Raw genomic sequence first — 20,567 nt, 5'->3', positions numbered from 1 at the left:
ACTGGATTTTTTTATGTTGCCCGAACAACAAAAGAATATGCTATTGGCGATAACAGTCTCGTTAATGATTGTTGTCGGATTCAACATTATTTTTCCGCCACCACCACCCGAGGAGATGGGTCAGGACCAAAAGGAGTTAGAGCAAAAAACGCCGGCCGAAAATCTTGGCGGACAAACATCAACCGATGTTCGTGGCAAAGCAATTGATCAGAATGTAACTGCTGACGCGGGGCCCAAGTTGGGTGCCGATACAAAAGATATGGTACGGCAACCTTCTCCGAAAAGCCTCAAGCCAATTTTCAAAGACCGTGCCTCGGCGCTCCAAGACAGTGGGGGTCGAGTAAAAATCTCTTCAACGCGTTTGACAGGATCAATTGCTTTGACCGGAGCCCGCATTGATGATTTGGTTCTTAAAGGCTATAGGTCGTCGCTTGATCCTAATAGTGAAGAAATCATTTTATTACAGCCACAAGGCTCTGAGCAGCCATATTATGCAGAATTTGGTTGGCTTGGAAATGCAGTTAAAGTTCCAGATGCTAAGAGCGTATGGAAGGCAAATCGCTCCGTCTTAAGCCCCGGCAAATCCGTTACTCTTAGCTGGGATAACGGTAAAGGATTGTTATTTGAGCGTGTAATTTCTCTTGATGATTCTTACATGTTTCAAATCACTCAGCGTGTGAAGAACATAACAACTCAAACGATTGCACTTGCACCTTACGGGTTGGTCTCACGAACCGGCACACCTGAAGTCTTAGGGTTCTACATTTTGCATGAGGGAATGATTGGCGTTCTTAAGGGAGTGTTGCAGGAGGTAGATTATGACGAGTTCGACGACGGGAGGCCTAAGCGTTTTGAGAGCACGGGCGGCTGGCTTGGGATCACGGATAAATACTGGCTTACAGCCTTAATTCCAAACCAACAGCAGACAGCAAATACAAGCTTTGTGAGCCACAAAAGAGGCACACAGCAAGCGTACCAGGCTGATTACCTCAGCCCATCCATGACTGTTAATCCGGGTGAGACGATTGAAGCGAAAAGCAACTTTTTTGCGGGTGCTAAAGAGAAAAAACTTTTGGATTTATATATGGCGGAACTCAAAGTGGATAAATTTGATCTTGCCATTGATTTTGGTTGGTTCTGGTTTTTCACAAAGCCTTTTTTCTCGGCACTGAGTTACTTTAACGAAATGTTTGGTAACTATGGGGTCGCCATATTGATATTGACAGTGATCATAAAGATCATCTTCTTTCCACTCGCTAATAAATCTTATCGCGCGATGAGCAAAATGAAGGCGCTCCAGCCAAAAATGGAAGAATTGAAGGAGAGATTTGGAGAGGATCGCCAGCGCATGAATACTGAACTAATGAATTTATACAAGACTGAAAAAGTAAATCCGGCCGCTGGTTGTTTTCCAATTCTGATACAAATTCCGGTGTTCTTTGCTCTCTATAAAGTTTTATTCGTGTCTATCGAAATGCGACAAGCGCCATTCTTTGGTTGGATCCATGACCTTTCGGCACCAGATCCCTTGGGTATATTTACTCTTTTCGGGCTCATTCCGTGGGAGGTGCCTGCAACTCTTGCTTTCATTAATATTGGAATCTGGCCCATCATAATGGGAGCAACAATGTATCTTCAACAGAAGCTCAACCCTACTCCCGCAGACCCAATTCAGGCAAAGATTTTTATGTTCATGCCAATCATATTTACCTTCATCCTTGCGCCATTTCCCGCTGGATTAGTAATTTACTGGGCTTGGAACAATATCCTCTCAATAGCGCAACAGTGGTTGATTATGAAACGGATGGGTGTCAGCATTAACTAGAGGTGTTGCTGTCTTGGTAAAGCGTTGTCATAGCTTGAGTGTAGACGGAGATAGAATTGAGGCAGGGCGTGTGCTTTTTGCGCAAACCTGTGGTTTTGTCACTGGCGCAGCTCAGCTTGGGCAATTACCATTACATGCTCTACCCGAACTCGCATTTGTTGGCCGCTCTAATGTGGGAAAATCAAGTTTGATTAATTCATTGACGGGTCGCAAGTCATTGGCCCGTACGTCGAATACACCTGGCCGTACCCAGCAGATAAATTTTTTCAATTTAGGTGATCGTCTCATGCTTGTTGATTTGCCGGGGTATGGATATGCTCGTGCACCTAAGATATCAGTAATAAAATGGACCCAGTTGATCCATTTGTATCTGAAAGGGCGGGCCAATTTACGCCGTGTATGTGTTTTGGTTGATGCCCGCCATGGTTTGAAGGATAGCGATCGATCTTTGATGAGAGAGCTTGATCAAGCGGCTGTGGCCTATCAAATCGTGCTCACTAAAGTTGATAAGGTGAGGAATATCGCTCAGCAAACGCGTTGCAAGATCGAGCGGGAATTATTGAGGCATCCAGCGGCATTTCCTTCGGCTTTCTTAACTAGCGCTCAGAAGGATATAGGGCTCTCAGAATTGCGAGCCGAACTATTGTCAATAGTGCCTAAGCTAGGCCAAGGTATGCCTGTAGGCTAACATCTATCGCATTTTGAGAAACTGGAAGTTTGATATGATTGATAAAGCAAAGGTCCGTGCCGAGTGGTTGGGTAAAGCGGGAATACTTACCGAGGCGCTTCCATATATGCGCCGTTATGGCGGCAAAACCTTCGTTATAAAATATGGCGGGCATGCCATGGGTGATTCTAAGCTTGCTGCTGGGTTTGCCCATGATATCGTTTTGTTACAGCAAGTAGGCATTTACCCTGTCGTGGTACATGGAGGTGGACCCCAGATCGGTGCAATGCTTGAGCGATTAGCGATTAAAAGTAAATTCATTGATGGACTTCGGGTAACTGATGCTGCGACGGTAGAGATTGTTGAAATGGTATTGTCAGGCCAACTGAATAAAAATATCGCAGCGGAAATCAGTAGGGCTGGTGGCAAAGCGATTGGTATTTCTGGCAAAGATGGAGGTTTGATAACGGTTGAGAAGGCAACAAGTACGTCAGTAGCTTCCGGAGCCATAAATGCTATAGATCTTGGTTTTGTAGGAGAGCCGACAGAGATAAATCCATATATTATTGACGCGCTGCGAGAGACTGAGATCATTCCAGTAATTGCTCCGCTTGGCTGTGATATGGCAGGGCAAACCTTTAATATAAACGCAGATACGGCAGCTGGTGCAGTTGCTGCTAGCGTTGATGCAGAGCGTCTTCTTCTTCTGACAGATGTTGAGGGAGTGCTTGATAAGGATGGAAAATTAATACCAGAACTCTCCACGGATGAGGCAAAACTTCTCATGGAGGACGGGACTATCTCAGGCGGTATGATCCCAAAACTAGAGACTTGTATCTGTGCCGTTGAGGGTGGGGCTGAAGGTGCGGTGATAATAGATGGTAGAGTGCCACACGGTATGCTTTTAGAAATTTTTACTGAACATGGCTCGGGAACCTTGATTCGATCGCATTGATATTTAGATGAGCAATCTGCCATTCTTTTAAATTACCGTAATTGCGAACCACGATTCGACTAACTTAAAATTTGTAACAAGTATAACACCTATTATTCTGATATTGATGGGATTGGGCCGGTCCATGTTAAAATGAAGCAGCACTGAAATTCCAAACGGACAGATTTTTTTTGCTATAACAAGCTCAACATGAAATTAAAAGTGGCTAATTTTCTTAATGGGTATGCAACGTGTCATTAAATATTGCAAAATCAGAACACTGGATTTTTGATCTCGATAACACTCTGTACCCCGCAGATTGCAAATTATTCCATCAGGTTGATATCCGGATGCGAAGCTTCATTGCTGACTATCTCGATTTGAATGAGGAGGATGCCCGGAAGCTGCAAAAGCGTTATTTTCGCGAATACGGCACTACACTCAATGGGCTTATGCAGAATCATAGAATGAAGCCCGAGGCATTTCTCGAATATGTTCACGATATTGATGTTAATGTGGTATCTCCGAATCCATCTTTGGAACATTCGTTGTCACGGTTGCCCGGCCAAAAATTGGTTTTTACTAATGGGACATCAGAGCATGCAGGGCGCGTGATGAAACGGTTAGGCATTGAGCACCACTTTGATTGTGTGTTTGATATTTTTGCTGCAGATTTCATCCCTAAACCAAGCATTACTGGGTATCGTAGGTTGATAGAAAGCTGTGCCATTAATCCTCATAAATCGGTCATGGTAGAGGATGTGGCTTGTAATTTAGAGCCGGCAAAGAGTTTAGGAATGGAAACTGTACTTATTACGAACTCGTATGAATGGTCAGGTGAAGATAAAGAGGGTAAATATATCGACCATCGAGTAAATGATTTAACCAGGTGGCTTGGCAAGTTGTCAGACTCACTCTAGGGCAGCAAATCTTGACTTAATAAATTTCGTTGCGAAAATGCAATCGGCATGAGCCAAATAACATCATTCAAAACACAGGGAAAATCATGAGTGATATAGGTTTAGAAAAAGCGATTGATGAGGCTTGGGAAAACCGTGATTCAATTAATTCCGAGACAACGGGTGAATTTCGTGTTGCTATAGAAAGAGCACTTGATTTGATGGACACGGGACAGGTAAGGGTCGCTGAAAAAAAATCTGGTCGTTGGCGAGTTAATAAATGGCTCAAGAAAGCTGTACTTTTGTCGTTTCGTATAGAGGATATGCGTTCCCAAACGGGGGGGCCTGATGGCTCAATGTGGTGGGATAAGGTACCCGCAAAAACGAAAAATTGGACTGAAAAGGAATTTGAGAAGGCTGCGTTTCGATCGGTGCCGTCGGCCGTAATAAGGCGTTCCGCATATATCGCTCCTGGTGTAGTGCTAATGCCATCATTCGTGAATCTTGGTGCGTACGTTGACTCGGGCACAATGGTTGACACATGGGCCACTGTTGGCTCCTGCGCCCAGATTGGAAAGAATGTCCATATATCAGGAGGTGCTGGCATAGGAGGCGTACTTGAGCCCTTGCAAGCAGATCCGGTAATTATTGAAGACAACTGCTTTATTGGTGCACGTTCAGAGGTAGTCGAAGGAGTTATTGTCGAGACGGGCTCGGTACTGTCTATGGGCGTATTCATAGGTCAATCTACGAAAATTATTGATCGTGAGACTGGTGTGATTACGCGCGGTAGAGTGCCCGCTTACTCGGTTGTTGTGCCGGGCAGTCATGCCGGAGATCCTCTCCCAGACGGATCAGCTGGCCCTAATCTTTACTGCGCTGTAATTCTCAAGACGGTAGATGAAGGTACCCGCGAGAAAACTTCAATTAATGAATTATTGCGGGATTAAGCATGCCTGTTGATGCGATTGAGCTTTCTCGCCAGCTAATAAGGTGTCCCAGTGTTACTCCGGAAGATGGGGGTGCCCTTAGTTTGCTCCAGAGCACTTTAGAGGGTCTCGGATTTACCTGTCATAGGCTTGTGTTTTCTGAAGAGGGTACAGCCGATGTGGACAATCTTTATGCGCGTTTCGGCGAAGGCAGTCCCAACTTTTGTTTCGCGGGTCACACTGATGTTGTTCCGCCAGGAAACATGAATGAATGGACGCATGATCCTTTCGGAGCTGATGTTGTGGACGGCATTCTCTATGGGCGCGGCGCGGTTGATATGAAGACAGCGATTGCCTCCTTCGTCAGTGCATCAGCGAGTTTGATAACTGATCACCATTTCAATGGCTCAATAAGTTTCTTAATTACGGGTGATGAGGAGGGTCCTGCGATAAATGGTACACGAAAGGTGCTCGATTGGCTCCCTTCTGCAGGAGAAAAACTGGATGCATGTTTGGTTGGGGAGCCAACAAATCCCTCTCGATTTGGAGAAATGATGAAAATCGGGCGACGTGGCTCGATGAACTCAGTTGTCACTGTTAATGGTGTTCAAGGGCATGTTGCTTACCCAAAGTTGGCTGATAGCGCATCACACCGTCTAATTCGTATGATGAAATCACTTTTGGATGACCCCTTAGATAGCGGCAACGATTATTTTGATGCGTCCAGCGTCCAAATCACGTCGATTGACATAAACAATCCTACCGAAAATCTTATTCCTGGTACCGCGGAAGCGCGGTTTAACATTCGGTTTAACGATCTACACAGTTCAGACACTCTGAAGAATTGGATAAAGGAAAAGCTTGATAAAGCTGCGGGTGGGGCATCAAATTATGAGATTTCCACTAAAGTAAGTGGCGAATCATTTATTTATCCCCCAGGCCCACTTAGTAATTTGGTAGCTGAGTGTGTCCAGCAGGTTACAGGAGAGCGCCCTGAGATGAGCACGACTGGTGGGACCTCCGACGCTAGATTTGTAAAAGATCACTGTCCTGTTTGTGAGTTTGGTCTGGTGGGTCAAACCATGCACAAAGTTGATGAGTCTTGTACGCTGTCGGATGTTATGGCGTTGACTGAGATCTACAGAGCTATATTAAAGGGCTATTTCTGCGTTGAGAAATAAAAAACTTAGTATGTCCCTTCCTTGCCGAGATAGAATATGAATGCAAAAATCAACCACATGCGCTTCTGAGTTGATAATTGCGAGTGCAATTCAAATTAAGGCAATAACAACGATAAATGTAAGATGAGTTCATCTTTTAGTTATGACTTGAAACTGCAGATGTTCAGAGAAAAATGGAACTACAGTGCAATTAGGTTAGACCGTTGTCGAAGTGCCCTGATGTAAGTTTTGCAAAACAAATACAACACCTATTCTAATAATCTACTGATGTAAGATATAAGCCCTCAGCGGGTGCGGTTGGACCAGCTGCAGACCTGTTTCTTGCTGCTAATGCCCGTTCTACATCAGCACGGCACCACTTGCCCTCCCCAACGAGCTTTAGTGTGCCTACTATATTCCGAACTTGGTGGTGTAGGAAAGAGCGGGCATCGGCTTCAATATGTATTTCATTTTCTACTTTATATATTTTGAGACGCATCAAAGTTTTAATCGGTGAATTCGCTTGGCAGGCGGTGGCTCTAAAGCTCGTGAAATCGTGCTTCCCAATGAGAGCAGTGGCAGCACTAGCCATTTCTTTAATGTCAAGCTTGTGAGGAACATGCCAAACCCTGCCAATATCAATAGTTGGGGGGGGACGACGGTTGAGTATTCGATACTTATAATGTCGTGCTATAGCATCAACCCGTGCGTGAAAGTTGGCATATGTTTTTTCGGCATTCAGAATAACAATGGGTAAAGGCCGAAGGTGAAAATTGATCGCATCACGCACTGTGTCTGGGGAAGTCGCATAACTAAGATCAAAGTGTGCACTTTGGCCGAGCGCATGGACGCCAGAATCAGTTCGTCCCGCACCATAAAGTGTTACCGATTCCTGCGAGAATGAATGAATAGCATTTTCTATCGCTTCTTGGACTGTTTTGCCATTCTTCTGGCGTTGCCAGCCAACAAATGGCTGTCCATCATATTCAACAGTGATTTTCCATCGAGTTCTCATTTGAGTTGGGTCAGGGGTGGAATGGGCATTCCACGAAGAAAAGCCGCTGTATCCAGCACACGTTTCCCGGGCCGCTGCAAATGGAGTAGCCGCAGACTTTCCTGACCGCAAGCTATTGTTAATTGATCATCGAGAACAGTTCCAGGCTGTCCTTTGAGCCGGCTAGTTTCTGCCGAAGAAACTTTTATACGAGCTCCATCGTACTCGAACCAACTCCCTGGCCAGGGTTTAAACGCCCGGATCTGGCGTTCGAGTTCGTTTGCTGGTCGTGCCCAGTTTAGGCGGGACTCGGTAGGATTAAGTTTGCTGGCATAGGTAATGCCTGATTGAGGTTGGGGGGTTGGTATAAGGGCACCGCTCTCTAATTTGCGTAGTGTTTCGACAATCAATGTTGCGCCAAGTTCCGTAAGTGATTGGTGTAATGTTTCCCCGGTGGTTTCATCGTCTATAGGAGTTGACCTCGATGATAGGATTGGGCCGGTATCAAGTCCTTCATCCATTTGCATTATGGTTATACCTGTGTGCGTGTCGCCAGCCCGAATAGCATTCTGTATAGGTGCGGCCCCGCGCCAACGTGGCAGCAGAGAAGCATGTATGTTAATGCAACCAAGCCGAGGTGCTTCTAGAATTTCTTTCGGCAGGATGATCCCATAAGCCGAGATAATTGCTACGTCGAGTGAAAGTGCAGTAAAAGCATCTAACTCACATTTTTTTCGAAAATTAACAGGAGTCATGATCGGCACGTTCATTTCTTGGCCCACAGTGTGAACTGGGCATGGTCTTTCATTTTGCCCCCTGCCGGCTGGACGCGGCGGTTGGCAGTAGACGGCTACTATATTGTGACCAGCTTTTTCGATTGCTCGTAGTGGAGAAACCGAAAATTGGGGAGAGCCCATAAATGCAACACGAAGAGCCATACGGTTATCCAGTTAATGCGACTTATTCATTTCGGTTTTGACATTCATTTTTTTCAATTTCTTAAGCCGACGCAAGATGATATTCCGCTTAAGAGATGAAAGATGATCTATGAACAAGATACCTTGTAGGTGGTCCAGCTCGTGTTGGATGCAAGTCGCGAGGAGGCCGGATGCTTCCCTAACAACTTTCTCATTATTTTCGTCTATGTAACGAAGCTTTATTCGGTCTGGGCGCGTTATTTCTCCATATTGTTCTGGCAACGAAAGGCATCCCTCTTCGCGGGAAACTTTTTCTTCTGATGACCAAACAATTTCTGGATTAGCCATGCAAATTGGGTCATTGAGTTGGTCTCTTTTTGAAATATCAATAACAACCACTTTCTTTAATACACCAACTTGCGTTGCTGCGAGACCAATTCCAGGAGCCAGATACATAGTCTCTAACATATCTTCCATAAGTTGACATATCTCTGAATCGACAGTTTGGACTGGCATAGCCTTTGTTTTAAGTATTGGGTCTGGGGCTAAAATAATCGGTAAAACAGTCATAATTTATTACTCACTCATGCCACAGGGCTACCTTTTTCGTATTGGTAGCATGGCAGAAAATCAAGATCAGAGGTGTCAGGATATGATTACCATGATACCTTTCATTTACGATGCAAATACTGATAGATCACATTTTTAAAGAGCCCGCAATTCTGGTTGCAGCTGCAGCCTTTATTCTGGCCTTAATTGTAGTGTTTGGACAGCGTCGAGATCGATCAGCTGACCTCTCGGCACAAATTAAGTTTTTGGCCGAACAACAAGTGGTATCGCAAAATCAAATTACTGGCAGGCTGCAGGCTCAGGAACGCGCTTTGTCAAAGTCGCTTGAGGAGCGTTTGGAAGCTGTAAGCCGGCGGGTCGGAGATTCATTAGTTAAGCAAGCTAGTGAAAATTCAAATGCTTTAACCGACCTTCGCGAGCGTTTAGCAGTCATTGGCAAGGCCCAAGAAAATATTACGCAGCTTTCAAGCGATGTAGTTAACCTACAACAGGTATTATCAAATAAACAGACCCGAGGGGCATTTGGTGAAATTCAGCTGGCAGATCAGGTGAAAAATATTTTGCCTCCCGATGCATATGGCTTTCAAGTAGCACTTTCAAATCAAACGCGGGTTGATTGTCTGCTTAAGATGCCGAGTCCGCCCGGCTCGATTGCTATCGATGCTAAGTTTCCATTAGAAAGTTTCAACCGTTTCCGGATCGCAGAGGGGAAAGAAGAAAAATTAGCTGCACGGCGTAAATTTGCCTCGGATATTTTGAAACACGTTAGAGATATCTCTGAAAAATATATAATTCCAGGAGAGACTGCTGATAGCGCGCTGATGTTTCTGCCCGCCGAGGCTGTTTACGCAGAATTACATGCATCGCTGCCGGACGTTGTAGAAAAAGCGCATCGGGCACGAGTTTATATTGTTTCACCGACCACTTTGATGGCAACATTAAATACAATACGTGCAGTACTAAAGGATGCGGAGATGCGGGAACAGGCCGGGTTGATACAGAAAGAAGTAATGGCTATGAATGATGATGTGGGGCGGCTCGATGACCGAGTGCTGAAATTACAGCGACATTTTGGTCAAGTTGAGGAGGACATTAGGCAAATTCGTATTTCAAGCGATAAAGTACAAAAACATGCCGTACGTATTGCAGAGGTTGAGTTGGAGGACCAAGACACGGCCCCAGTTCCCGATCTTCGCGATGATCGTGAGAAATAAAAGTTGGTAATTGATGCAACCGATAGTCAGATCTGGGGAGGGTATTCTCTCAAAATAATCGATCTCCAAGAGAACTCAGAGCCTGGTTCTTTTAGGGATCAAAAAAATAAATTGAAGTATTTTACTGTGGCTACAGAGTTTCGAGATTTTCAGCGATTAAACCAGCCTACTCCCTGCCTTATTAAAATGGCACACGGGTCAAACGGCATTCTTATGTAACCTGTATCGAGGCAAAACTAGTGAATAGCTTTTGTTTTTAAAACTGGGAATTGACTTGCCGGCGTGCTTTTAGTGCTGCCGTCAATGTACCATCGTCCAAGAAATCTAGTTCTCCACCTACAGGCACTCCGTGGGCAAGTCGTGTGATTTTTACATTGGATTCCGATAAGCACTCAGTTATGTAGTGAGCAGTTGTCTCGCCATCTACTGTCAGGTTAGTTGCTAGAATAATTTCGGTTATTTTTTGATTTTTGACTCGTTCGATAAGGCCTTCAATATTCAAATCTTCGGGGCCAATGCCATCTATTGCCGATAGCCTGCCGCCTAGAACATGGTATCGCCCTTTAAAGGCACTCGTACGTTCCATTGCCCAAAGATCTGCAACTTCTTCAAGCACGCAAAGCTGATTTGAATTTCTTTTTGCGTCACAACAGATTAGGCAAGGGGAAACAGTGTCCACATTCCCACAATCTTCGCAGTATTTGATGCTGTTACTAATTTCACCGAGGGCTTCACGTAGCGGAACAAGAAGGCTTTCATTCTTCTTGATAAGGAAGAGAGCAACTCGACGTGCTGAACGAGGACCTAGGCCCGGTAATCGTGCCAATAAGTGTATCAATTTGTCTATTGGAGTCATAAACGAATAAAATATTAAAAGGGTAATTTCATACCGGGTGGTAGCTGAAATCCACCCATCATTTCAGATGTTTTCTCTTGGACAAGTTGTTCTAATTTCATTTTTGCGTCATTGTGAGCCGCCACAACTAGGTCTTCGAGAATTTCTATTTCCGCAGGATCAATCAGATTTGGATCAAGTTTTAAACTCCGCATTTCACCTTTTCCGTTCAAAGATACCATTACCATGCCTCCACCGGCACTGCCTGAAACATTAAGCTCAGCCAGACTTTCTTGGAACGAACCCATTTTCTCTTGCATTTCTTGAGCTTGTTTCATCAATTGTCCTAGGTTCTTCATAAATCAATCCTTTTCCTTAATTCTGTGATTTTTCTGCAAGTTGTCATCTGCCTCTGAAATGAAAAGTTCGGATTTCGGTGTGACTTTAGCAACCGCAGCCCCCGGGAATGCTTTTTTGATTGCCTGCACTGCAGGGAGTATTTCAACAGCATCTTTCTTTTGTTGTTCCCTTTGTTGAAACTGCTGTTCCAATGTTGACTCACCTTGTTCCTGCGAGATGCTTACGATCCACCGTGTGCCAGTCCAATCACTGAGTTGTGCCGCCGTACGGCTTGCTAAATCACGAGGGGCATGAGTGTTCGGGCGAATTTCGATGCGGCCCGGCTCGAAATGAACCAAATGAACATTTCTGCGCAGATTGCTGCAAATTGACGCCTCTTTTCTTGAATCGAATAGGGCTACAACTTCCTCGAAATTTTTTGGAGAGGCTGATATACGCAACTCATTATTTGCTTTTTTGTCTGGAGCGGGTCCCACAGCCTCTCCCCTAGCTATTGGAAGATTTGGGTTCACATTACTGGTAGGGCTTGCCTTTTCCGCATTAGTTAATGCTGCTCGAGAATCGCCCTCTATCGTCTTTATCAGGGTAGTAGCTGGGGGTAGTTCAGCCGCGTAGGCTAAACGGACCAATACCATTTCAGCGGCTTGTCGGGGCGCCGGGGCATTACTCGCTTCTTTCAGACCTTTAAGTATCATTTGCCAATTCCGTGTGAGCGTTGGCATCTCAACTTTGTTGGCCAGATGGTCGCCACGTAACTGCTCAATTTCAGGTACAGAAGCTGTTTTGCTGATATTCGGATCAATCTTAACCCGTGTGACCCAATAGGTTATGTCGAGAAGGTTTTGCAACACTATTATAGGATCTGCACCATTTTCATGCATTAATGAAAAAGTTTCGAGCGCTATTTTTATTTCGCCTTTCATTAAGGCTTCATATAGATCGTAAATATTGCTGCGATCTACTAAGCCAAGCATTGATTTAACAATATTCCCGGTAAGGACCCCATCGCTAAGCGATATAGCTTGATCAAGAAGTGATAAACTGTCACGGACCGATCCATCCGCTGCATTGGAAATTAATTGCAGGGCAATTGCGTCAGTTTTTATGTTTTCTTTTTTTATAATAATCTGCAGATGCGCATTTAAATCTTCTATGGTTATGCGCTTCAGATCAAACCTTTGGCAGCGTGACAGGACTGTTATTGGTACTTTTCTGATTTCGGTCGTTGCAAATATAAACTTCACATGTTCGGGGGGCTCCTCAAGAGTTTTGAGGAGTGCATTGAAAGCATTTTTTGACAGCATGTGTACTTCATCGATTATATAAATTTTAAATCGGGCTCCGCTTGGCCGGTAGCGAACTCCCTCTATCAACTCGCGAATATCATCAACTCCAGTTCGGCTAGCAGCATCCATCTCTATGACGTCGATATGTCGGTCTTCGGCTATGGCTCTACATGGCTCGCAAACACCACAAGGATCCGCGGTTTCTTTGCCTCCTCCTTCGGGTCTAACGCAATTGAGTGCTTTTGCAATTATGCGTGCCGTGGTGGTTTTGCCAACGCCGCGTACTCCCGTTAACATAAAGGCATGTGCGACGCGTCCAGAAACTATGGAATTTTTTAGGGTTTGCACCATCCCATCCTGGCCGACGAGTTCTTTGAAATTCGATGGCCGGTATTTTCTTGCTAGAACGCGATAGCCTGCGGATTCTTTATTTTCGGAGTTTGTAGGCATTTTGTAAGAACTGCTTCAGATAAGACTTAGTTTCGGTGAAAAAGTGGGAGACCGGACCGATGACCCGAGTCAAACTAGCTACGGCTGCTTCCTTTCGGACCTGACCGGATTGACAAGAGACCCGTCCAACGGCCGGCCACCCACCGCTACTATAGCAGTATACGTCAAGAGTGGAACATACGATCATGCAAAATCTTGAAACATAATCGTTGGCATGTCAGTTTGCTGTTCATGAAGTCTTGGAATTTTTATGATAGGCCTGGTTTTGATAAAGCTGGTCATTTGCGTACTGACAAAGTGTGGCTTGAACGCCAGATTGCTTCGGATTCAAGCCAAATTGTACCAATTTGGCGAAGCCGGAACTTTGTTGCTGACATTGAGAATCCAAGGCTGACTACCGTACCGATGAATAAAAGGATCGTTGATGATAGCCCGGTTATAGTTTTCCTTGGCCTATTTAATGACACGGCGCATTTTGCCGTTGATTTGTCTCATTACGAGAAACCCCCGTTTCGTGACGAGGGTAGATTTGCAGATTTACGGGCTATTGGAACACTTTTACCTCGCGATGAGAGCTCTCTTATGGCATTTGCGCGAGCCCATATGACTTGGCACAAACGTAATAAGTTTTGTGGGTGCTGTGGAGCGGCGACAAAAAGCAAAAATGGAGGGCACGTGCGCGTTTGCACCAACGAAAATTGTAAGACAAGCTGTTTTCCCCGCATTGATCCGGCAGTAATTATGCTGATACATGACGGAGATGACCGTATTGTTTTAGGGCGAAAGAAGACAATGTTGCCCGGTCAGCATTCAATTCTTGCAGGTTTTGTGGAGCCTGGAGAGAGCTTAGAGAATGCAGTTGCACGAGAGGTCTTTGAGGAGGTAGGGATTGAAATTACAGATGTAAATTACCACTCCTCACAACCATGGCCGTTCCCGGCAAATATAATGCTTGGATTCACCGCGCGTGCCACCACTTTCGAGCTGAATGTGGACTATAATGAATTAGAGGGAGGAGCGCGATGGTTCTCTAAAGAATACCTTCGGAATTCGCCAGAGAATGATACCTTCCGTTTGCCAAGAAAGGACTCAATATCCCACCGTTTGATGAGGGAGTGGATGGAGACTTGAACCGATTTTTAAATAATTTAAATGGTTGAGCGAATTTGATACTACCATGTGTATTAAGAGCTCATAAACCGATCAATCAATCCTATTGGAACGGGTTTCCAGCAAAATGGCATTTTAATGTATTAAGTAGGATTTCCCTGATTCTCTCTATATGCAGCTCCGGGATAAACCCCTAAAATTTTTACCTCTCGGCTGAAAAAACTTAATTCTTCCATAGCGAGCCTTACCTTGTCGTCGTCAGGGTGTCCCTCTATGTCTATATAAAACTGAGTGGCAGTGAACTGGCCTCGTACCATATACGACTCTAATTTGGTTACATTAATGTTGTTGGTAGCAAATCCGCCCAGTGCCTTATAGAGTGCTGCTGGAACATTGCGCACTCGGAAGAGGAATGAGGTAACAATAGTTCCCATGCTTGGATCTGGGTCTATTGGAACTTTTGCCATCACGACAAATCGAGTGGTGTTATGCGTTTCATCCTCAATATTATTCTTTAGGATATCTAGTTCATAGATTTCGGCCGCTAGCGCTGATGCTATCACGCCCATGTCAGCTTTTTTAAATTTAGCCAAGTCCATCGCGGCGCCGGCAGTGTCAGCATGAATGACCGTCGTTAGGCCTAGTTCTCGGATTACTTTCCGACATTGGGATAGCGCGTGCACGTGTGAATGTATGGTTTTTATCTGGTCAATTTTTGCCCCCCTGATTGCGAGCAGGTGATGCTGAACACGATGGAAATTCTCAGCAATGATGTGGAGCCCTGAATTGGGGAGGATTTGATGGATATCAGCTACTCTACCGGCGACAGTATTTTCAATCGGTATCATTGCGAGCTTTGCTTGTCCCTCATAAACCGCTTGGAAAGTATCTTCAAATGTTGGACAAGGTAACGGTGTCATATCAGGAAAATTGGCGCGACACGACATGTCGGAAAAAGCACCAGGCGATCCCTGAAAAGCGATCTTATTCTCGGTTTTCATTTTTTTCATCCTGAAAAACTCTACACAGCCATCTCTACAGCTGCAATAAACTGGCTGCACGGTCTAGGTCACTAGGAGTATCGACACCGATGGGGACCGTGTCAACGAGCGCTATATCAATTCGCAAGCCAGCTTCAAGCGCACGTAGTTGCTCCAATGCCTCGCGTTCCTCCAGCACTCCTGAAGGTAGTGTTACGAATTGCTCGAGCGCGGCGCGACGGTAGGCATAGAGCCCTATGTGATGAATGAGAGGGCCATCACCGGCGGGTGCTGTGGCACGGGTGAAATATAAACAACGGCCCACTTTCTTGCCTTTCGGAACAGATGCAATAGCCTTGACAACATTTGGATCGGAGAACTCTGCCTTTCTCTTTATGACAGCGCCAATGGTGGCGATGTCGACTTCTTCATTTGCCAAAGGTAGGAGGCAGGTTTGTATTGCTTTAGTATCTATAGTCGGAAGATCTCCTTGGACATTTATGACAACGTCGTATTTAAGGGCGCGATCATATTCACACAAAGCCGCATGGATTCGATCTGACCCAGACGGAAGCCCAGGGTCTGTGAGTAATGCCTTGCCCCCAGCTCGACATATTACATCAACAATTTCTTGGTCTCCAGCCGCTACTATGACGGGGCCTATTCCAGTTTCTACCGCTCGTTTCCAGACGTGGGTAATCATTGGTTCTCCATGCATTGGAGCAAGCGGTTTGTTAGGAAACCGAGTTGCTGCTAATCGCGCTGGAATTAAAATAATAGGTTTCGTTGTTACCTCCATTTGAATGTTATTGTGTCTAATTTTGTATGAACGGACTATTCAGCAAAATGGATTTGTGTGGCATTATGACGCGAGGTTGACCGAAAGCACCAACTTTGGCATTTAGTCTAATTGATATAAACTAGTGTAGTAAGATTACATCGTTTCGTTAACTAATAATTAAATCACTGCATTTGCAGAAGTTTCATCAATAATGAAGGTTTGAGGTCGATAATGTTTAACGATCCTTTATTCTTTAACAAATTGGCTGCAGCAATAATAGGGGCCGCTCTTATTGCCATGACAGCGGCATTTATCACCAGCTTTATTTACCAGCCCAAGATGCTTGAAAAACAGGCCTACTCAATAGATGGGGGCACAGTCGTAGCCAATATTCCCAAAGGAACCTCAATACCGGCCGGCCCTGAACCAATCATTCCATTACTCGCAAAAGCTAGTGTGAGTTCCGGTCAAAAAGTTGCTAAGAAGTGTACTGCCTGTCACACCTTTGCTAAGGGTGGCAAAAACCGCATTGGACCTAATTTGTGGCAAACCATTGGTAAAAAGCAGGCTGCGGCTACTGGGTATGGTTACTCAAGTGCATTTAAAAAACTTAAGGGTGAGTGGACATACGCTGAGCTAAACAAGTTCCTATGGAAACCAAAAAAATACGTCAAAGGTACTAAGATGAGCTTTGTGGGTTTGAAAAAAGCAAAAGATCGTGCCTCGCTAATAGCCTACATGAGGTCACTGAGTGATAACCCACAGCCGCTCCCGTGATCTGAAACATGCCTCGGTGTCCTTAGCCATGGATGGTTATGAAGAATGACCTCATAAGCCTTGCCGAAGTAGCGTCGGCACTCGCGGATGTGAGTGGTGCTATTCTGCGTAAGTACTTTCGGGCGCCTTTAACCGTTGATCTAAAAGGTGATGAAAGTCCGGTTACAATTGCTGATAGAAGTGCGGAGGAAGCCATAACACAGCGCATTGAAAAAATTTTTCCCGAACACGGTATAATTGGGGAAGAATTTGGAGCAGTTCGCGAGGATGCTTCACACATCTGGGTATTGGACCCTATTGATGGTACGCAATCGTTTATTACGGGCATGCCAATCTTTGGTACATTGATAGCGTTGGTGGTAGAGGGGATTCCTAAGATCGGGGTCATCGACCAGCCTATAATTGGTGAACGTTGGCTTGGCATCAGTGGTATAGGGTCAACTTTTAACGGCAACACGGTAGCTACCAAAACCTTTTCAGAGCTGAGCGAATCCTCCATGTACTCTACACACCCGTCCATGTTTGACGGTACAACTGACGAAGTAAAATTTTCTCGATTGAGCTCAGCGGTTAGGCAAGCGCGGTTTGGTGGGGATTGCTATGCCTACGGGCTGCTTGCGTCTGGATTTGTTGATCTTGTCGTTGAGGCCAAGATGAAACCATACGATTACATGGCTTTAGTTCCGGTGATAGAAGGTGCCGGCGGCACTGTCTGTGATTGGACGGGCAAACCATTGGGAATTGCTTCAGACGGGCACGTCCTCGCGGCAGCGAATATAGAAACCAGAGATGAAGCTCTGCAGTATTTGAACCCATAATTGGATGAAATGATGTTGCTTGAATTCATATCTCCACCCGCTTAAGTCACTGCCATGAAATTTTTTGAATCTGTATCTATCTATCTAATCTCTGCTCTGTTTTTATTTTCGAACTACGGTGTGGGTAATGCATCTGATCACTTGTATCGTGGACACGGCATTGCGATGCACGGAAAATTGAAATACCCAGATAATTTCAGGAATTTTGAATATGTGAATCCAGGAGCTCCAAAAGGGGGTACAGTGCGTCTTGGCTCTATCGGTGGATACGATACTTTTAATACCTTCATTATAAAAGGTCGGAAGGCGGCAGGTTTAAATAGAATATATGATACTTTGATGGAAAGCTCAGCTGACGAACCATTTTCTATGTATGGGTTGTTAGCTGAGTCTATTGAAGTCCCAAAAGATAGGTCTTGGGCTATTTTTACTTTGCGTAAGGGAGCCTATTGGCACGATGGGCGTCCTATCTCTGCGGCTGACTTGATTTGGAGTTTCAACTTCCTTTTGACTAAAGGGCACCCCTATTATCGGTTTTACTATGGCAACGTTTCAAAGGTAGAAAAAATTGGCAAACGGCGAGTTAAATTTTCGTTTGAGCCAGGAAAGAACAGAGAGTTGCCCTTGATTTTGGGACAGTTACAGGTTTTCCCAAAGCATTATTGGGAAAATCGTGACCCAACCAAAACAACGCTGAGTCCGCCACTCGGCAGTGGTCCATATAAAATTAAAAGTTACGAGCCTAATCGTTCAATTACCTACGAAAGAGTAGAGAATTATTGGGGGCGGGAATTGCCCGTAAACCGAGGTCGTCACAATTTCAGGCAGATTGTTTATGAATATTTTCGAGACGGCACGGTCGCATTAGAGGCGTTCAAAGCGGGTCGGTTTGACTTTCGGCAAGAAAATTCATCAAAGGCTTGGGCAACCGGTTATAAGATCCCTGCGTTGAGGAAAGGTTTTTTAATGAAGCGTTCCTTTAAGCATGAACGTACACAAGGAATGCAGGGATTTGTTTTCAATACGCGCCGTCAAGTCTTCAATGACCGCAGGGTTCGAGAAGCTCTAAGCTATGCCTTCGATTTTGAATGGTCCAACAAAACCCTGTTTTACGGTCAATATAAGCGTACACAGAGCTTTTTCGCTAATTCTGAGTTGTCTGCGTTAGGCACGCCCTCGGCAGAAGAACTTGTTATACTAGAACCATATCGTACGGAATTACCCCAGGAAGTTTTTAGTTCTTCCTACACTGCTCCTGAAACCGATGGATCAGGGAACAACCGCGATAATCTTCGAAAGGCTCGCAATCTATTAAAAAGGGCGGGTTGGAAATTTGATAGGGGTCTGCGGAGACTTGTTCACCAAGAGTCTGGCCAACCACTCGAATTTGAGATCCTTCTGGTAAGCCCCCTATTTGAAAGGATAGCTCTGCCGTTCAAGAAAAACTTAAAAAAGCTCGGTATAGTCGCGCATGTGCGAACTGTGGACTCAGCGCAGTATCAGAAACGCACCCAGAGTTTCGATTTTGATATGGTTGTCACAACTTGGGGGCAGAGCTCTTCGCCTGGCAACGAGCAGCGGATGTATTGGACATCTAACGCTGCAGGCAGAATTGGCAGTCGTAACCTTTCTGGGCTTAAGAATAATGTTGTAGATGAGTTGGTCGAAGGATTGATTGCAGCGTCAGACCGAAAAAAACTTGTCGCTCATAGCCACGCCTTGGATAGGGTTTTACTCTGGCAGCATTTAGTAATACCGCACTGGCACACTGATAACGACCGGATCGTCTATTGGAACAGGTTTGGTATGCCGGTAAGAACACCTAAGAACGGCATAGTTTTTTCTGCATGGTGGATTGATCCGAAGAAGGATTTGACACTACGCCGCGCAGGCTATGGTGCTACGATGAGGGAGGGGCGCTAGGAAGCGCTTATTCGTAGTGATGCTAGGCTACATCATTCGCCGACTTCTCCTAATCATCCCAACCCTTTTTGGAATAATGCTTATCAATTTTGCAATCGTGCATGTAGCTCCGGGCGGCCCGGTGGAGCAGATGATAGCTGAAATACAGGGAACAGCAGTCTCGGCCACAGCTAAGTTTGCAGGTGATACATCGCCAGAATCAGGAAGAGACATGCAAGGGGCCACGGGCCAAACTGGTTCAATTGAGAATAAATATCGGGGTGCACAGGGGCTTGATCCAGCTTTCATAAAACAGCTTGAAAAGCAGTTTGGCTTTGATAGACCGGCGTACGAGCGGTTTCTTTTTATGATAGGGAATTATATTACCTTCGACTTCGGCAATAGCTACTTCCTTGACCAGAGCGTCACGTCTTTGGTGATTGAAAAGATGCCGGTATCAATTTCTCTGGGCTTATGGAGCGCACTTCTAATTTATTTGATATCAATCCCGCTTGGTATAGCCAAGGCTGTACGGGATGGCAGTCGTTTCGATGTTTTGTCCAGTACTGCGGTAATCGTTGGGAATGCTGTGCCAGGTTTTTTGTTTGCAATCTTACTTGTCGTGCTATTTGCGGGTGGTCGTTACCTCGACTGGTTTCCGCTACGTGGTCTTGTTTCAACTGATTGGCGTGAGCTTTCGACTCTTGCTTTAATAGGCGATTACCTCTGGCACATGGCACTCCCTATATTTTCTCTCGTCATCGGTGGTTTTGCGGGGCTCACAATGTTGACGAAGAATTCTTTTCTAGATCAAATAAATCAACAATATGTAATCACAGCGCGGGCAAAGGGGTTGACAGAAAAACATGTTCTTTATGGTCATATTTTTCGGAATGCTATGTTGATTGTCATTGCTGGTTTTCCAAGCGCTTTTATAGGAATCCTTTTCACCGGCTCTTTGCTTATAGAAGTAATATTTTCACTTGATGGGCTCGGGCTATTAGGGTTTGAGGCAGCTGTTAACCGAGACTATCCAGTCCTCTTCGGCACGCTTTATTTCTTTACTTTGATAGGTCTCGTTCTTCAGTTGGTAAGCGACCTCGTTTACACCGTTGTTGACCCTCGTATTGACTTCGAAGGTAGAAAGATATGAGTGGCT

20 protein-coding genes and 1 other RNA gene are annotated in these 20,567 nt (G+C 45.1%); 12 read left to right on the top strand and 9 right to left on the bottom strand.

Annotation, left to right across the window (positions count from 1 at the left end; genetic code table 11):
• Nucleotides 1–13 precede the first annotated feature (13 nt).
• From yidC to dapE, 6 genes are all read left to right on the top strand, one after another.
• Complete coding sequence (gene yidC / locus VX941_03500; GenBank protein ID MEE2932470.1) at nt 14–1,825, top strand: membrane protein insertase YidC; 1,812 nt, start codon at nt 14–16, stop codon at nt 1,823–1,825.
• Complete coding sequence (gene yihA / locus VX941_03495) at nt 1,809–2,513, top strand: ribosome biogenesis GTP-binding protein YihA/YsxC (GenBank protein MEE2932469.1); 705 nt, start codon at nt 1,809–1,811, stop codon at nt 2,511–2,513. The genes yidC and yihA overlap by 17 nt, the downstream gene beginning before the upstream one ends.
• Nucleotides 2,514–2,547: 34 nt before the next feature.
• Nucleotides 2,548–3,447 carry an acetylglutamate kinase gene (gene argB / locus VX941_03490; protein ID MEE2932468.1) on the top strand — a complete coding sequence of 300 codons (900 nt, stop codon included), beginning with the start codon at nt 2,548–2,550 and terminating at the stop codon, nt 3,445–3,447.
• Nucleotides 3,448–3,677: 230 nt separating this feature from the next.
• Nucleotides 3,678–4,346 carry a pyrimidine 5'-nucleotidase gene (locus VX941_03485; protein ID MEE2932467.1) on the top strand — a complete coding sequence of 223 codons (669 nt, stop codon included), beginning with the start codon at nt 3,678–3,680 and terminating at the stop codon, nt 4,344–4,346.
• A gap of 86 nt (nt 4,347–4,432) precedes the next feature.
• Nucleotides 4,433–5,275 (top strand): 2,3,4,5-tetrahydropyridine-2,6-dicarboxylate N-succinyltransferase, encoded by an 843-nt coding sequence (dapD, locus tag VX941_03480; protein MEE2932466.1) that lies wholly within the window; start codon nt 4,433–4,435, stop codon nt 5,273–5,275.
• Nucleotides 5,276–5,277: 2 nt separating this feature from the next.
• Nucleotides 5,278–6,435 carry a succinyl-diaminopimelate desuccinylase gene (dapE, locus tag VX941_03475; GenBank protein MEE2932465.1) on the top strand — a complete coding sequence of 386 codons (1,158 nt, stop codon included), beginning with the start codon at nt 5,278–5,280 and terminating at the stop codon, nt 6,433–6,435.
• 253 nt (nt 6,436–6,688) lie between these two features.
• Here the strand turns inward: dapE and truA are convergent, their stop codons facing one another.
• The 3 genes from truA to def are packed head-to-tail and all read right to left on the bottom strand — an operon-like array spanning nt 6,689 to nt 8,895.
• Complete coding sequence (gene truA, locus VX941_03470) at nt 6,689–7,429, bottom strand: tRNA pseudouridine(38-40) synthase TruA (GenBank protein MEE2932464.1); 741 nt, start codon at nt 7,427–7,429, stop codon at nt 6,689–6,691.
• Nucleotides 7,426–8,346: a methionyl-tRNA formyltransferase gene (fmt, locus tag VX941_03465; GenBank protein ID MEE2932463.1), complete on the bottom strand. Its 921-nt coding sequence runs from the start codon at nt 8,344–8,346 to the stop codon at nt 7,426–7,428. The genes truA and fmt overlap by 4 nt, the downstream gene beginning before the upstream one ends.
• Nucleotides 8,347–8,358: 12 nt before the next feature.
• The gene (def, locus tag VX941_03460; GenBank protein ID MEE2932462.1) at nt 8,359–8,895 is read right to left on the bottom strand and encodes a peptide deformylase; all 537 of its coding nucleotides are present in this window, start codon (nt 8,893–8,895) and stop codon (nt 8,359–8,361) included.
• Nucleotides 8,896–9,005: 110 nt separating this feature from the next.
• Here def and rmuC point away from each other — a divergent pair, with 110 nt between their 5' ends.
• Nucleotides 9,006–10,109, top strand: a complete 1,104-nt coding sequence (gene rmuC / locus VX941_03455) for a DNA recombination protein RmuC (protein MEE2932461.1) — start codon at nt 9,006–9,008, stop codon at nt 10,107–10,109.
• A 256-nt stretch (nt 10,110–10,365) separates the two neighbouring features.
• Here the strand turns inward: rmuC and recR are convergent, their stop codons facing one another.
• The 4 genes from recR to ffs form a co-directional block, all read right to left on the bottom strand.
• Nucleotides 10,366–10,965: a recombination mediator RecR gene (gene recR / locus VX941_03450; GenBank protein ID MEE2932460.1), complete on the bottom strand. Its 600-nt coding sequence runs from the start codon at nt 10,963–10,965 to the stop codon at nt 10,366–10,368.
• Nucleotides 10,966–10,979: 14 nt separating this feature from the next.
• On the bottom strand, nt 10,980–11,303 hold the full coding sequence (locus tag VX941_03445) for a YbaB/EbfC family nucleoid-associated protein (GenBank protein ID MEE2932459.1): 324 nt from the start codon (nt 11,301–11,303) through the stop codon (nt 10,980–10,982).
• A 3-nt stretch (nt 11,304–11,306) separates the two neighbouring features.
• Nucleotides 11,307–13,040: a DNA polymerase III subunit gamma/tau gene (locus VX941_03440; protein MEE2932458.1), complete on the bottom strand. Its 1,734-nt coding sequence runs from the start codon at nt 13,038–13,040 to the stop codon at nt 11,307–11,309.
• Between the two features lie 43 nt (nt 13,041–13,083).
• An RNA gene (gene ffs / locus VX941_03435) (signal recognition particle sRNA small type) lies at nt 13,084–13,181 on the bottom strand.
• A gap of 90 nt (nt 13,182–13,271) precedes the next feature.
• Between ffs and nudC the strand changes: the two genes are divergently transcribed.
• Complete coding sequence (gene nudC, locus VX941_03430; GenBank protein MEE2932457.1) at nt 13,272–14,171, top strand: NAD(+) diphosphatase; 900 nt, start codon at nt 13,272–13,274, stop codon at nt 14,169–14,171.
• A 122-nt stretch (nt 14,172–14,293) separates the two neighbouring features.
• On the opposite strand, the gene VX941_03425 is transcribed toward nudC, so the two are convergent.
• Both VX941_03425 and VX941_03420 read right to left on the bottom strand, forming a co-directional pair.
• Nucleotides 14,294–15,151, bottom strand: a complete 858-nt coding sequence (locus VX941_03425) for a prephenate dehydratase (protein MEE2932456.1) — start codon at nt 15,149–15,151, stop codon at nt 14,294–14,296.
• Between the two features lie 34 nt (nt 15,152–15,185).
• Nucleotides 15,186–15,929: a 3-deoxy-manno-octulosonate cytidylyltransferase gene (locus VX941_03420; GenBank protein ID MEE2932455.1), complete on the bottom strand. Its 744-nt coding sequence runs from the start codon at nt 15,927–15,929 to the stop codon at nt 15,186–15,188.
• Nucleotides 15,930–16,142: 213 nt separating this feature from the next.
• Here VX941_03420 and VX941_03415 point away from each other — a divergent pair, with 213 nt between their 5' ends.
• The 4 genes from VX941_03415 to VX941_03400 are packed head-to-tail and all read left to right on the top strand — an operon-like array spanning nt 16,143 to nt 20,561.
• On the top strand, nt 16,143–16,688 hold the full coding sequence (locus VX941_03415; protein MEE2932454.1) for a cytochrome c family protein: 546 nt from the start codon (nt 16,143–16,145) through the stop codon (nt 16,686–16,688).
• A 38-nt stretch (nt 16,689–16,726) separates the two neighbouring features.
• On the top strand, nt 16,727–17,506 hold the full coding sequence (hisN, locus tag VX941_03410; GenBank protein MEE2932453.1) for a histidinol-phosphatase: 780 nt from the start codon (nt 16,727–16,729) through the stop codon (nt 17,504–17,506).
• Between the two features lie 54 nt (nt 17,507–17,560).
• Nucleotides 17,561–19,429: an extracellular solute-binding protein gene (locus tag VX941_03405; GenBank protein MEE2932452.1), complete on the top strand. Its 1,869-nt coding sequence runs from the start codon at nt 17,561–17,563 to the stop codon at nt 19,427–19,429.
• Between the two features lie 19 nt (nt 19,430–19,448).
• Entirely contained in the window at nt 19,449–20,561 is a 1,113-nt protein-coding gene (locus VX941_03400; GenBank protein ID MEE2932451.1) for a microcin C ABC transporter permease YejB, read from the top strand.
• Nucleotides 20,562–20,567: the final 6 nt, after the last annotated feature.

This window comes from Pseudomonadota bacterium, assembly GCA_036339585.1.
Taxonomy (GTDB): Bacteria; Pseudomonadota; Alphaproteobacteria; order UBA8366; family UBA8366; genus UBA8366.
Note: the sequence above shows the minus strand (reverse complement) of the source record. Positions and strands in the feature narration are given on the sequence as shown.

Coding starts and splice junctions, on each gene's coding strand:
- VX941_03400 (MEE2932451.1), top strand. CDS start 19,449: ATGCTAGGCTACATCATTCGCCGACTTCTCCTAATCATCCCAACCCTT.
- VX941_03425 (MEE2932456.1), bottom strand. CDS start 15,151: ATGAAAACCGAGAATAAGATCGCTTTTCAGGGATCGCCTGGTGCTTTT.
- VX941_03445 (MEE2932459.1), bottom strand. CDS start 11,303: ATGAAGAACCTAGGACAATTGATGAAACAAGCTCAAGAAATGCAAGAG.
- dapE (MEE2932465.1), top strand. CDS start 5,278: ATGCCTGTTGATGCGATTGAGCTTTCTCGCCAGCTAATAAGGTGTCCC.
- argB (MEE2932468.1), top strand. CDS start 2,548: ATGATTGATAAAGCAAAGGTCCGTGCCGAGTGGTTGGGTAAAGCGGGA.
- VX941_03405 (MEE2932452.1), top strand. CDS start 17,561: ATGAAATTTTTTGAATCTGTATCTATCTATCTAATCTCTGCTCTGTTT.
- dapD (MEE2932466.1), top strand. CDS start 4,433: ATGAGTGATATAGGTTTAGAAAAAGCGATTGATGAGGCTTGGGAAAAC.
- def (MEE2932462.1), bottom strand. CDS start 8,895: ATGACTGTTTTACCGATTATTTTAGCCCCAGACCCAATACTTAAAACA.
- VX941_03440 (MEE2932458.1), bottom strand. CDS start 13,040: ATGCCTACAAACTCCGAAAATAAAGAATCCGCAGGCTATCGCGTTCTA.
- hisN (MEE2932453.1), top strand. CDS start 16,727: ATGAAGAATGACCTCATAAGCCTTGCCGAAGTAGCGTCGGCACTCGCG.
- rmuC (MEE2932461.1), top strand. CDS start 9,006: ATGCAAATACTGATAGATCACATTTTTAAAGAGCCCGCAATTCTGGTT.
- VX941_03420 (MEE2932455.1), bottom strand. CDS start 15,929: ATGGAGGTAACAACGAAACCTATTATTTTAATTCCAGCGCGATTAGCA.
- fmt (MEE2932463.1), bottom strand. CDS start 8,346: ATGGCTCTTCGTGTTGCATTTATGGGCTCTCCCCAATTTTCGGTTTCT.
- yidC (MEE2932470.1), top strand. CDS start 14: ATGTTGCCCGAACAACAAAAGAATATGCTATTGGCGATAACAGTCTCG.
- recR (MEE2932460.1), bottom strand. CDS start 10,965: ATGACTCCAATAGACAAATTGATACACTTATTGGCACGATTACCGGGC.
- VX941_03415 (MEE2932454.1), top strand. CDS start 16,143: ATGTTTAACGATCCTTTATTCTTTAACAAATTGGCTGCAGCAATAATA.
- nudC (MEE2932457.1), top strand. CDS start 13,272: ATGAAGTCTTGGAATTTTTATGATAGGCCTGGTTTTGATAAAGCTGGT.
- truA (MEE2932464.1), bottom strand. CDS start 7,429: ATGAGAACTCGATGGAAAATCACTGTTGAATATGATGGACAGCCATTT.